Origin of the sequence: Citrobacter sp. LUTT5 (assembly GCF_009905315.1) — a bacterium.
Taxonomy (GTDB): Bacteria; Pseudomonadota; Gammaproteobacteria; order Enterobacterales; family Enterobacteriaceae; genus Citrobacter; species Citrobacter freundii.
Genome location: NZ_CP047606.1, coordinates 17,163 through 28,991, shown reverse-complemented (window position 1 = coordinate 28,991; position 11,829 = coordinate 17,163). Strand labels below are relative to the sequence as shown.

Below are 11,829 nucleotides of genomic sequence, written 5' to 3'. Positions count from 1 at the left end.
TGCCTGATGGCGCTGCGCTTATCAGGCCTACGGGCAGGTGCCGTTGTAGGCCGGATAAGGCATTAATACCGCCAACCGGCAAAAGCGCTTACCTTAACGATAAGTGCTTTGCTGTTCAAGCCTTGAGCGATCAGGCTATGCCCGTTGTGACGGTAAATGTGCGGGTGTGTTTCGGTTCTATCTGAATCAACGTCCCGTTTCGTTCCGCCGCCAGGAAGCCTTCAGGTCGACAAGTCGCGGGTAGGGCGAAGGCTGCCACCTGCTGATCGCCGTTATAGAGGATCCAACGGGTGACATAATTCAGCTCCGCGCTGGAGAAACGCGTCACGAACGTGGTGCCATCAGGTGCGATCATGCTAAATTCAGGCTTATCTGTGTATCTATCCAGTTGGTCAGCAAAGAAAACGATTTCCGGATCGTAAAAATCGGGTTCATTAAGGCACGCCAGCGAAGCCTCACCCTGAATAATCCGCTGATTAAACGCCAGCCACTGCTCGGTAGGCTTAACATGTGCGGGTACCGATTCACGCAGCGTTATGGCTTCATCCGGGATATTCTGGCTGAAGGTCGCTTCCGGGACGTAGGCATAGTTCATATGGCACATGTACTGCAAAGGCATTGCCACTGAGGCGAGGTTAGTGACCGCCATCTGAATATCAAACAGCGCGCTCGCCTTACGCATAACCACCGCAGGATACGCCTGATAATGATGACCGAACCCCATCACATACTCGTAGCGTCCGCTCACGCGTAAATTCTCGCCTTCCAGCTCCAGCCAGGCCTCATCCATCGCGGCACAGGCCATTTCACCATGCAGCGGGTGAGAATCCTCCGGCGACGGGCAGCCATTAGCCAATAGCCCCGAGTGGAAAGCAAAGCAGCCGTAGGTCGCGACCACTTCTGCAGCCGGTTTTGGCTGACTGAACATGTTGCGCATGGTCAGATCATGCCCGTCAAACTGCGCATCCCAGATCATCTGCCCCATCCAGGGCAGAATAACCAGATGTCCACGACTGTTTTCTATCTTCAGCCCTTCCACTCCGCTGGCGTAACGAAACGCGGTAACCGTGAAATCGCTATTTTTCAGTAAGATTCGCGGATGCTCTGCAAAGAGTTCCCGCCACAGCGTGATACGTGTTGTCATGATCGTTCTCCTCAGGAAACCGTCGCTTCAGCCAGATTGTTGCGTACTTTGCTCTCACGCCAGAAGTAGATTCCGACGTACACGAAGCACAACATAGAAACCAGGAACGAAAGTTGCAGCGAGTGGAACATATCAGCCACATAGCCCTGAATTGCCGGAACCACCGCCGCACCGACAATCGCCATGACAATGACAGCTCCCGCCATTTCAGTATGCTCGTTATCCACGGTATCCAGCGTACCGGCGTAGATTGTCGCCCAGCAGGGTCCAAACAGGACGCTCACCAGCACGGCGACGTACACGGCGCTGAAGCTTGGCGCCAGCGCAACATAGACGAGGAACAGCGCGCCAATGATGGAGTATAGGATCAGCACTTTTTCCGGATTGAAGCGCGTCATCAATATGTTGGCGATAAACTTCCCGATAAAGAAGCAGGCAAAGCTATAGACCATGAAGGTTGAGGCATCACGCTCGTTGATATCACCCAATTCCAGTGCCAGACGGATAGTGAATGACCACACCGCAACCTGCATCCCCACATACAGGAACTGCGCAACAATCCCACGGCGGAAACGGGCATTGCTGGCCAGATAACGCAGCGTATCCATCGCTGACGGACGCTTATGACTCGCCGTTTGCGCGACTTTGCAGGTCGGGAAGCGGGTCAGCAGGAACAACACCATCACCACAACCAGTACCATAATCATGTACTTGTAAGGCTCAAGGGTATTTTCCAGCATCAACACTTTAAAGTTGTGGATCTGTTCCGCGTTCATCCCAGCCATCTGTTTTTCCAGACTCTCACCTTCAGAGAAGACCAGATATTTGCCCAGCAGAATACCGGCGGCGGCGCCAATGGGGTAAAAGGTCTGGCTGATGTTCAGGCGTAAAGTGGCATACGCTTTTGGGCCAATCATGGAGCTGTAGGTATTAGCTGCCGTTTCCAGGAAGCTCAGGCCAATCGCAATCGCAAAAATTGCCGCGAGGAACATGGTGTAGGTGGCCATGTGCGATGCCGGGAAAAAGAGCGTACAGCCAACAATATATAGCGTCAGCCCCATTAAGATGGCAATTTTATAGCTGGTCTTTTTAATCACCAAAGATGCAGGAATCGCAATTAAAAAATATCCGCCATAAAAGGCACTCTGCACTAATGCCGAGGCAAAGTTGCTGAGTGAAAATACGCTTTTGAATTGCGTAATCAGAATATCATTTAATGCGGCTGCGCATCCCCATAATGGGAATAAACAGGATAACAAAATAAACTGGAACAGAGGCGTCTTATTCAGATAGCCGTCGGGCATCTGAATGATGTTTTTATCGTTCATAGTGCTACCTTTTACAATGCAGGAGTATTATTCGTTTAAGGTAAGAAACTCATTAAATTGTTCGATGCTTGGATAAGATGATTGAGTACCTTTCCCGGTAACGCTAAATGCAGCGAAGAGAACGGCTTTTTTCATGGCGGCTTCGACATCACCGCTTTGAACGTAATAATGGGCAAAACAACCGATGAAAGCGTCGCCTGCACCACTGGTATCGACAGCGTTCACTTTAAACGCCGGAACATGGACTTCCTGGTCACGCGTCATCCACAACGCACCTTTCTCACCCATGGTGACGATAATATTGTTCAAACCTTTATCAACCAGAGAACGTGCCGCTGCGCGAATATGGTCATAAGTATCCACTGGCATACCGGTTAATATTTCCAGCTCGGTTTCATTCGGCACAAAAAAATCACATTTACAGGCATAAGACATATCTAATTCCCGTAATGCAGGGGCGGGATTTAGTAACACTTCGATACCGTGTTTTTTGCCAAATTCAATCGCGTGATAAACGGTTTCCAGCTGCACTTCCAGTTGCAGGACAATAAGCTGACATTTTTTCAGATCTTCCGCCGCACGATCGATATCTTCCGGGGAGAGAAATTTGTTCGCTCCTTTAATAATCAGAATACTGTTGCTGGAGTTCGCATTAACAAAGATCGGTGCGACACCGCTGCTGGTGCAGGGTACCTTTTCGACATAGGTGGTATTAATCCCCCAGGATTCGAGATTGCGAATAGTGTTATCCGCAAAAATATCATCACCGACTTTTGTCAGCATCAGTACTTTGGAATTGAGCTTAGCGGCTGCAACGGCCTGATTTGCCCCTTTACCGCCACAACCAATTTTGAACGCCGGCGCTTCCAGCGTTTCCCCTTCTTTGGGCATCTGGTTGATGTAGGTGATGAGATCCACCATGTTGGAGCCAATAACCGCGATATCCATTTTACTACCTCTCAGAAACAATCACACCACAATGATATTAAAATAACATTATCATGTTACTTTCGTATCATTTGTGACTAGGATCGCGATTGGAAGATCATTTTATTGTTTATTTATTACGCTAAATGTTGCGACCCCATCACACTACAAATAATGAAGTTGCTTACAATTGACTGAAAGTTAACTGGATATAATCAATAAAACGTGAAAAAACACGCTTTTATTTCCGAATAGTCAGACGTATAGTAATACGGCAATGCCATGTTCTCAGAAACACAAAAATGTTACTGAAGGAACATGGGAACATGATTCGTGGAGAAGCACATGGAAACTAAGCAAAAAGAACGTATTCGACGTCTGATGGAATTGTTGAAGAAGACCGACCGAATCCATCTGAAAGAGGCGGCACGAATGCTGGAAGTTTCCGTGATGACTATTCGTCGGGATCTCAGTCAGGATGACGAGCCGTTACCGCTTACGCTGCTCGGTGGTTACATTGTGATGGTGAACAAGCCCGCCGCCATCGTTAACGCACCACTCCCCGCGCAAAAACAGTATCATCGCGACGACTTACCGGTTGCTATTCTGGCCGCGGGACTGGTAAGTGAAAATGATCTGGTCTTTTTTGATAATGGTGCGGAAATGCCGTTGGTGGTCAGCATGATCCCGGACGATATTTCCTTTACCGGGATTTGCTACTCGCACCGGGTATTCGTGGCGCTAAATGAAAAACCCAACGCCACGGTGATTCTTTGCGGAGGCACCTATCGGGCGAAAAGTGACGCCTTTTACGATACCAGCACCCCCTCTCCGCTGGATGCGCTCAACCCACGAAAAGTATTCATCTCCGCCAGCGGCGTCCATGAGCATTTCGGCGTTAGCTGGTTCAATCCGGACGATCTAGCCACAAAACGCAAAGCGATGGAACGCGGATTACGCAAAATTCTGCTGACGCGCCACGCCCTGTTCGATGAGGTCGCCCCCGCCAGCATTGGTCCACTCTCCACCTTTGACGTACTGATAAGCGACCGTCCGTTACCGGCAGATTACGCAACCCACTGCCGGAACGGCTCTGTCAAAGTGATCACCCCGGATTCAGACGGCGACTAACTCACTCAAAGAACACGGTGATTTTGTTAAACATCGACGGATCGGACTGATTGCGGGCCACTTTCTCCACATCTTCAAGCTTGTCGATCTGGCTTATCATCTGCTCAAGACGTTGATCGTCGTTGACCAGTAGCCAGATGCGGCTCTTATCGCTGTCCTGAATCGGTAGACAGAGAATGCCTTCCACGTTGAATGCGCGGCGGGCAAACAGCCCGCAAACGTGAGTCATTACGCCCGGATGGTTGCGTACGGTGAGTTCCAGGATTACGTTGTCATGAGTCTGCTGTTGCATGGCTTATTCCCCCACCATTTCTGTGTTTGCCGCACCCGGCGGCACCATCGGGTACACTTTTTCTTCGGCATCGATGCGCACGTGGATTAGCGCAGGTCCAGGGCGATTAATAATCTCCTGCAACGCTGCCTGTGGGTCCGCTTCGTTATTCAGATCGCAGGTTTCGAGACCAAACCCGGCAGCTATCTGCATAAAGTTAATCATCCCCGGATAGGTCGCGGCAAAAACGCCCTGCTTATAAAACAGACTCTGCTGCTGATATACAAGACCTAACGCTTCGTTATTCATCAGAATGATTTTAATATCCAGCTGATTTTCGCTGGCGGTCGCCATTTCCTGAATATTCATCATCAGGCTGCCATCGCCGGAGAAGCACAGCACTTTTTTGTCTGGGTTGGCCAGGGCCGCACCAATCGCCGCAGGCAGGCCAAAGCCCATGGTTCCCAGACCGCCGGAGGTCAGCCACTGGCGCGGACGGTTCAGCGGGTAAGCCTGTGCCGCCCACATCTGATGCTGGCCTACGTCGGTGGTGATAATGGCGCTGTCGTCTACGCAGGCAGCCACGGCGTTGATCAATCCATAGTGGCTGAGCGGATTTTTTTCCTGGGGGATCGTGCACGGAAATTCTTGCTGCAGGTCAGACACCAGTTGATGCCACTCTTCACGCGGCTGCGCTTCAATCTGCGGGATCAATTGTGCCAGAACCTCATCGACATCTGCCTGGATCGCCACGTGCGGCTGTTTGATTTTACCCAGCTCCGCGCGGTCAATATCCACGTGGATGATTTTGGCATTCGGGCAGAACTGTTCGGTTTTACCAATCGCCCGGTCATCAAAACGTGCGCCCAGAACAATCAGTAAATCCGCTTCTTGCAGAATAAAGTTGGTGCTGCGCGCGCCGTGCATGCCCAGCATGCCTAACGACAGCGGATGCGCTTTTGGCAGCATGCCGAGCGCCATCAAGGTCATAGTGGTCGGCAGTTTTGCTTTTTCGGCCAGCTCACGAACACGTTCCGGCGCGTTAATTACGCCGCCGCCGAGGTACAGCACAGGGCGTTTGGCGGCGTTAATCATAGCTGCAGCATCGCGAATGCTGTCCTGGCTGAACGCTGGTGCCGCCATTATCTGCGCGGGTACCGGCATCTCTTCAATGTCAAAAACGGCGGTTTGAATATCCTTAGGAATGTCTATCCACACCGGGCCTGGACGTCCGGACTGCGCGATGCGGAACGCATCGCTCATGACCTGCGGTAATTCACTGATATGGCGGACCAGATAGTTATGCTTAGTGATGGGGATAGAGATGCCGTAGGTGTCGACTTCCTGGAAAGCGTCGGTGCCGATCATTGAGGCCGGAACCTGCCCGGTGATACACACCAGCGGGATGGAATCCAGACGCGCATCGGCAATGGCGGTTACCAGGTTGGTTGCGCCAGGTCCGCTACAGGCCATACAGACGGCGGGTTTGCCATCGGTTCTCGCCATTCCCTGCGCGATAAACCCCGCGCCCTGCTCGTGGCGCGCCAGGATATGACGGATTTGTGTGCTTTGGCTTAAGGCGTCATAGACGGGAAGAATCGAGCCGCCTGGAATACCGGTGATGACCTGAATCCCCTGACGTTCCAGGAAATGAACGATGAATTCTGCGCCCGTAAAACGCGTACGCTTGGATGTTATGCCCGAACTTGCCATGCTCCAGTCCTTTTATTCTGGGCCTTTGCTCCGGGCAGGTCTCTGAAACGAAAAACCCCGCCCGGTTTGCGCCGGCGGGGTTTTGGAATCGTGTGTTGATTCGGACCCTACGGCGCATTGCCGACGACCACCACCACACGCACGACGACCGCTGCGCGAGATGGCGCAGTTTTTAGTAGGGTCGCAGTCAGCATGGAAGGGTTCATTAGGGACCTGTCTGTTTGTTGATTAACTGGATTTATACAAACACAGGTTTTTCAGCGTGACAATGGAAAAATTTTCATCTGCACAAAAATGCTTCAACGATCACATTTCATTGTATGTCGTGCAAAAACAAAAAACCCCGCCGGAGCGAGGTTTTTTCAGCGTTGTGCGGTTGGTAGCCGCCGAACACACTGTGTTATGTCAACGAAAAAAGTATACGCGTTCTACGAAGAACACGCAATTTCGGCACGAATTTTGATGTTTTTGAGTATGGAACATGAATAGCGTAACGTCCATAAAATACTGTTAATTTATACAGTATTTATCTATAATGTCTCGGTACGCAATGTGTTATGCGGGGGCCGCATCGTAAACCGGCGCATAAAAGTCCTGGCTGAAACGGGTGGTGCCGTCAGCGCCTTAACCCCCGTGTGAGCACACTGTGTTATGTCAACAAAGGTGCTGGCAACAGGCAGCGGCGAGGTACGTCAGCACCGTGCTCCTTGTACCAAAAGGAGAGCGTATGAGCCTCGTGGATATCGCTATTCTTATCCTCAAACTCATTGTTGCAGCACTGCAACTCCTTGATGCCGTTCTGAAATACGTTAAGTAATTCAGATTCAAGTCGCACCTAAGGGGGGCGGATAACACTCCGCTCCCCTTTCACCTTCTCCCTGTGCTTGTATCGCGTCAATATGTTACGTTTTTATGACATCCTCAGGGAAGAATTCCGCCATGACGCTTTCTGTTTTCTGCATTTTGCTGTTCGCCGCACTGCTGCATGCCAGCTGGAATGCCATCGTAAAAGCAGGAAACGACAAGCTGTACTCGGCGATCAGCGTCAGCGGAACCGCTGCGATTATGGCGCTGATTTGTTTACCCTTTGCGCCGCAACCCTCTGCCGCCAGCCTGCCGTTTTTAGCTGTCTCAACCGCATTACAGGTGGTCTATACCGTCCTGGTCGCTAAAACCTATCAGGTTTCGGATATGAGCCAGACCTATCCTCTGATGCGCGGCACAGCGCCACTGCTGGTCGCGATTATCAGCGTCCTGTTTCTTGGCGATAGCCTTTCGCTACTCGCCTGGGTGGGGATTGCCACCATCTGTCTGGCTATTCTCGGGATGGCATTTAACGGACGCAGCGGTTCGCAACGCGGGATTATCCTGGCGCTCATTAACGCCTGCTTTATCGCCGGTTATACTCTGGTTGATGGCACCGGCGTACGTTTATCAGAAACCGCGCTGGGTTATACGCTGTGGACCTTCTTTCTGAACGGCTCCTGCCTGCTGGGCTGGGCGATGATCGCCAGACGCCGGGAAGCGTCGCGCTATCTGGTACAGCAGTGGAAGAAAGGTATTCTTGGCGGCATTGGCACAATGGGTTCTTACGGCCTGGCGCTGTGGGCCATGACCCAGGCTCCGTTGGCGGTAGTCGCGGCGCTGCGTGAAACCTCTATCCTGTTTGGCGCGCTGCTCGCGTGGCTGCTACTGAAAGAGAAGGTTGCCGGAATACGTCTTGTCGCGGCTGCAGGTATTGCCGTAGGCGCAGTTTTACTACGCTTATCATGATCGCGTTGTAAACCCGATGCAATCCGGCAACATTTGTTGCCGCTTTTTGTTTACATTTCCTGCCGTCCATCAAATAAACATTCCAGCCCACTATCTGGCCTTCTTTTTCTGTTGTGGTAGATTCCACGCGCATTTACGGGAAAGTGCAGCACCTTATTCTTCTTTTTTCTCTTTTTTAAAAGTAATCAGCGAAATGAAAAGGCATAGAAGCGTCAATTTGTTGTTGATGTTGGTATTACTGGTGGCGGTAGGTCAGATGGCGCAAACCATTTATATCCCCGCGATTGCTGATATGGCGCGTGAACTGAACGTTCGCGAAGGGGCGGTGCAAAGCGTAATGGCCGCCTATCTGTTGACCTATGGTCTATCACAACTGGTTTACGGTCCCCTTTCAGACCGCGTTGGCCGCCGCCCGGTTATCCTCGCCGGGATGTCTATTTTTATGCTGGCCACGCTGGTCGCGATTACCACGCATAGCCTGACGGTACTGATTATCGCCAGTGCCATCCAGGGGATGGGAACGGGCGTCGGCGGTGTGATGGCGCGAACGTTACCGCGCGATCTGTACGAAGGCACGCAACTGCGCCACGCCAATAGTCTGTTAAACATGGGGATTCTGGTCAGTCCGCTGTTAGCTCCGCTGATTGGCGGTGTGCTGGATACAGTGTGGAACTGGCGCGCCTGCTATATTTTTCTGTTGATTCTGTGTGCGGGCGTGACGTTTAGCATGGCACGCTGGATGCCGGAAACGCGCCCTGCAGGTGCGCCGCGTCCACAGCTGATCGCCAGCTACAAAACTCTGTTTGGTAATAGCGCTTTCACCTGTTACGTGCTGATGTTGATCGGTGGTCTGGCGGGTGTTGCGGTCTTTGAGGCCTGCTCCGGAGTATTATTGGGCGCACGTCTCGGTCTAAGCAGCATGGTGGTCAGTATCCTGTTTATCCTGCCCATCCCGGCGGCGTTTTTCGGCGCATGGTTCGCCGGTCGCCCGAATAAACGTTTCTCGACGCTAATGTGGCAGTCGGTGACCTGCTGTCTGGTAGCGGGTTTAATGATGTGGATCCCAGGGCTGTTTGACGTGATGAACGTCTGGACGCTGCTGGTTCCTGCCGCACTGTTTTTCTTCGGCGCCGGAATGTTGTTTCCGCTGGCAACCAGCGGTGCAATGGAGCCTTTCCCGTTCCTGGCAGGCACGGCCGGCGCGCTGGTTGGGGGATTACAGAACATTGGTTCCGGCGTGCTGGCGTGGTTCTCTGCCATGCTGCCGCAGACCGGGCAAGCCAGTCTGGGCCTGCTGATGACCCTTATGGGGCTGTTGATTTTTGTTTGCTGGATTCCGCTGGCGTCACGCGTGTCGCATCAGGGACAGGCGGTTTAAGCGTATGATGGCCCGGCTTATCGCCGGGCTTTTCGCATTCTGGCGCGATAATCGTCGTCAGTAACGGTTCCAGCGCCGGACGCCAGGCTCCCTCCTCACCATCATAGAACTGCGTATCCGCATTGATAGCATAGGGAATTTTCGCTTTTTTCAGCTCGCACGCCATAAAGCGGGCAAACGCCATTTGCGAGGCAGAAGGCGCGTTTCTGATGGTTTCTCCCGGCGACCAGCCCCCTACCCAACTGACATGCCCGGTTTTCTGCTGCCAATGAATGGCGGTATTGATACGGGCGCGAATGGCGGCCTTTTCTGCCGCAGTCCCTGAGGTCCACGGATATTTGCCGTTATTTTTCAGCGGTCCCCACGGAAAAATATGCCATTGGGCCAGCACCGTATTCTGACTTTGCGGCGGCAGCTTTAGGTTGGCCAAATCTTCCGGAGCGGCATGCAGTTTCGGCGCGATAAAAATCATTCGCTGTGGATCGATGGCATGGATGGTTCGAATGGTTTTGTCATACACGCGATTGAGCGACGCCTGATTATGGTTGAGTTTATCAGAGGGGTCGTAGATCAGATCAAAACCCAGCAACGGCGAGCGTTGACCAAAGTAATGCGCCACCGCCACCCACCAGTTAACCACCTCTTTTTCGTTCCCGGCGCTGGGGTCTTTTTTATATTCGTCTGCCTGATAGGCAATGATCGGGATCACGCCAAACTGCTCACAGGCTTCCACCAGCTTGCGCAGATGAATCAGCCGCGCCTCCGTAGGCTCTCCCGCTACGCGAATGCGTACGTGGGCCAACCCTTTCGCCTTGTAGTCCCGCACTACCAGCGGATCGAATTCACGGATACCCCGATCGGTGCGCGCCCAATCTACGTCCATCCCAACGCCAAGCTGCTGCGCATACTGCGCCGCCGTCAGCGCAGGTTGCGCGGCACACACGGTGGCGCTGGCCAACAGTAAAAGGGAAACAATCGGCTTTAACACGGTCGTCCTTACGCAAATCATCAGGAGTGATATCACGTATTTAGCACGCTTTTTCACTTTCCGTGTAGAGAGAAAGCGTAAAAAATATTCGCGGTCCGCTTATTTTACCTGTTCCTGAAGCCAGCTAATAAACGCCTCGATTTTCGGCCACTGCCTGCCGGGCAGCGTGGTGATGTAGTAATGCTGATGGCATTTCAGCGCCATATCGCCAAAAGGCGCGACCAGTTCTCCGCTGTCGAGACGTTTTTGCACCAGACGCTTTCGGCCCATCGCCACGCCGATATGGTTCATGGCGGCAATTACCGCTAAATCAGAACGATCGAAACCAATCCCCGTTGATGTCGGCAAATTCGCCGTAAAATGCTGCGCCCAGCTGTGCCATTCATCGGTTCCTGAGTCGTTACTCCATGCCTGTCTGTCGTGCAGCAAGGTGCAGTGCGGCAAATTCACTAACGAACCGGTAAGGTCATGGCGGCGAGCGTAGTCCGGGCTGCATACCGGCAGGATCTCTTCATCCATCAGGAAGTGGTGCGTAAGCTGCGCGGAAGGCGCATCGTCAAAATAGATAGCCAGATCGACCCCGGCACGCTGCAGATTGACGTTGTCGTTGCCGGTCAGGATGGTCAGTGAAATTGACGGGTAGCGACGGGTAAAGTCACCGAGCGCCGGAACCAGCCAGCACTGGGCGATAGAAGGTCGAGAGTAGACGGTGAGCGTCCCGGACAACTCCTGATTTTTAATATCGAGGATTTCCTGATTCAGCGTATCCAGCGACGATTTCAGCGCCCAGAACACCCGCTTACCCTCGTGGGTAAGTTCCACTTTACGGTGCGAACGGACAAACAGCTGAATGCCAAGTTCATCTTCCAACTGATTAATGCGATGGCTGACGGCGCTGGGACTTAACGACAGCTCATCTGCTGCCAGCGCAAACGACTGATGCCGGGCCGCCACTTCAAAGGTATACAGCTTTGACAACTGCCAGCCATTGAGCAGCCGGTTTCTGACCTCGCGTAGGGGATCCAAACTCACCTCCAGTCCTCCTGATTCATTCGCCGGAGTGTAAAAAAGTTCGCTGTAAAAATCAGCACAAAGATGAATCAAGGTGAACCATATCGCATAAATGCAGCGTAATTAGACGTAAATCACTCATTTGATGCAATCTGGCTCATGTGA

Annotated in this window: 12 protein-coding genes; 4 read left to right on the top strand and 8 right to left on the bottom strand. The window is 52.3% G+C overall.

Going from position 1 to position 11,829, the window contains the following annotated elements:
* Window positions 1–130 precede the first annotated feature (130 nt).
* The 3 genes from GUC46_RS00140 to rbsK are packed head-to-tail and all read right to left on the bottom strand — an operon-like array spanning window position 131 to window position 3,420.
* On the bottom strand, window positions 131–1,144 hold the full coding sequence (locus GUC46_RS00140) for an aldose 1-epimerase family protein (protein ID WP_160179614.1): 1,014 nt from the start codon (window positions 1,142–1,144) through the stop codon (window positions 131–133).
* Between the two features lie 11 nt (window positions 1,145–1,155).
* Window positions 1,156–2,472 carry an L-fucose:H+ symporter permease gene (gene fucP / locus GUC46_RS00135; RefSeq protein ID WP_003023919.1) on the bottom strand — a complete coding sequence of 439 codons (1,317 nt, stop codon included), beginning with the start codon at window positions 2,470–2,472 and terminating at the stop codon, window positions 1,156–1,158.
* Window positions 2,473–2,499: 27 nt separating this feature from the next.
* Window positions 2,500–3,420 (bottom strand): ribokinase, encoded by a 921-nt coding sequence (rbsK, locus tag GUC46_RS00130; RefSeq protein WP_003844463.1) that lies wholly within the window; start codon window positions 3,418–3,420, stop codon window positions 2,500–2,502.
* A 324-nt stretch (window positions 3,421–3,744) separates the two neighbouring features.
* Here rbsK and GUC46_RS00125 point away from each other — a divergent pair, with 324 nt between their 5' ends.
* Window positions 3,745–4,530, top strand: coding sequence for a DeoR family transcriptional regulator (locus tag GUC46_RS00125; protein WP_046671057.1), 786 nt, complete (start codon window positions 3,745–3,747; stop codon window positions 4,528–4,530).
* Window position 4,531: 1 nt separating this feature from the next.
* On the opposite strand, the gene ilvN is transcribed toward GUC46_RS00125, so the two are convergent.
* From ilvN to ivbL, 3 genes are all read right to left on the bottom strand, one after another.
* Window positions 4,532–4,822 carry an acetolactate synthase small subunit gene (ilvN, locus tag GUC46_RS00120; RefSeq protein ID WP_048218864.1) on the bottom strand — a complete coding sequence of 97 codons (291 nt, stop codon included), beginning with the start codon at window positions 4,820–4,822 and terminating at the stop codon, window positions 4,532–4,534.
* A gap of 3 nt (window positions 4,823–4,825) precedes the next feature.
* Window positions 4,826–6,514 carry an acetolactate synthase large subunit gene (gene ilvB, locus GUC46_RS00115; protein ID WP_160179612.1) on the bottom strand — a complete coding sequence of 563 codons (1,689 nt, stop codon included), beginning with the start codon at window positions 6,512–6,514 and terminating at the stop codon, window positions 4,826–4,828.
* A gap of 107 nt (window positions 6,515–6,621) precedes the next feature.
* Window positions 6,622–6,720, bottom strand: a complete 99-nt coding sequence (gene ivbL / locus GUC46_RS00110) for an ilvB operon leader peptide IvbL (RefSeq protein WP_003827118.1) — start codon at window positions 6,718–6,720, stop codon at window positions 6,622–6,624.
* 521 nt (window positions 6,721–7,241) lie between these two features.
* Between ivbL and tisB the strand changes: the two genes are divergently transcribed.
* The 3 genes from tisB (at window position 7,242) to emrD (ending at window position 9,665) form a co-directional block, all read left to right on the top strand.
* Complete coding sequence (gene tisB / locus GUC46_RS00105) at window positions 7,242–7,331, top strand: type I toxin-antitoxin system toxin TisB (RefSeq protein WP_003023909.1); 90 nt, start codon at window positions 7,242–7,244, stop codon at window positions 7,329–7,331.
* A 122-nt stretch (window positions 7,332–7,453) separates the two neighbouring features.
* Window positions 7,454–8,287 carry a DMT family transporter gene (locus GUC46_RS00100; protein WP_003840641.1) on the top strand — a complete coding sequence of 278 codons (834 nt, stop codon included), beginning with the start codon at window positions 7,454–7,456 and terminating at the stop codon, window positions 8,285–8,287.
* A 193-nt stretch (window positions 8,288–8,480) separates the two neighbouring features.
* Complete coding sequence (gene emrD / locus GUC46_RS00095) at window positions 8,481–9,665, top strand: multidrug efflux MFS transporter EmrD (RefSeq protein ID WP_086538659.1); 1,185 nt, start codon at window positions 8,481–8,483, stop codon at window positions 9,663–9,665.
* Here the strand turns inward: emrD and GUC46_RS00090 are convergent.
* Window positions 9,592–10,674 carry a cellulase family glycosylhydrolase gene (locus GUC46_RS00090; protein ID WP_130715314.1) on the bottom strand — a complete coding sequence of 361 codons (1,083 nt, stop codon included), beginning with the start codon at window positions 10,672–10,674 and terminating at the stop codon, window positions 9,592–9,594. The genes emrD and GUC46_RS00090 overlap by 74 nt on opposite strands.
* 78 nt (window positions 10,675–10,752) lie before the next feature.
* On the bottom strand, window positions 10,753–11,679 hold the full coding sequence (dsdC, locus tag GUC46_RS00085; RefSeq protein ID WP_046671086.1) for a DNA-binding transcriptional regulator DsdC: 927 nt from the start codon (window positions 11,677–11,679) through the stop codon (window positions 10,753–10,755).
* Window positions 11,680–11,829: the final 150 nt, after the last annotated feature.

Bases quoted from the DNA above. Each gene is read 5' to 3' on its own strand.
- ivbL (WP_003827118.1), bottom strand. From the start codon at position 6,720: ATGAACCCTTCCATGCTGACTGCGACCCTACTAAAAACTGCGCCATCT.
- rbsK (WP_003844463.1), bottom strand. From the start codon at position 3,420: ATGGATATCGCGGTTATTGGCTCCAACATGGTGGATCTCATCACCTAC.
- ilvN (WP_048218864.1), bottom strand. From the start codon at position 4,822: ATGCAACAGCAGACTCATGACAACGTAATCCTGGAACTCACCGTACGC.
- GUC46_RS00090 (WP_130715314.1), bottom strand. From the start codon at position 10,674: ATGATTTGCGTAAGGACGACCGTGTTAAAGCCGATTGTTTCCCTTTTA.
- tisB (WP_003023909.1), top strand. From the start codon at position 7,242: ATGAGCCTCGTGGATATCGCTATTCTTATCCTCAAACTCATTGTTGCA.
- GUC46_RS00125 (WP_046671057.1), top strand. From the start codon at position 3,745: ATGGAAACTAAGCAAAAAGAACGTATTCGACGTCTGATGGAATTGTTG.
- ilvB (WP_160179612.1), bottom strand. From the start codon at position 6,514: ATGGCAAGTTCGGGCATAACATCCAAGCGTACGCGTTTTACGGGCGCA.
- GUC46_RS00140 (WP_160179614.1), bottom strand. From the start codon at position 1,144: ATGACAACACGTATCACGCTGTGGCGGGAACTCTTTGCAGAGCATCCG.
- GUC46_RS00100 (WP_003840641.1), top strand. From the start codon at position 7,454: ATGACGCTTTCTGTTTTCTGCATTTTGCTGTTCGCCGCACTGCTGCAT.
- fucP (WP_003023919.1), bottom strand. From the start codon at position 2,472: ATGAACGATAAAAACATCATTCAGATGCCCGACGGCTATCTGAATAAG.
- emrD (WP_086538659.1), top strand. From the start codon at position 8,481: ATGAAAAGGCATAGAAGCGTCAATTTGTTGTTGATGTTGGTATTACTG.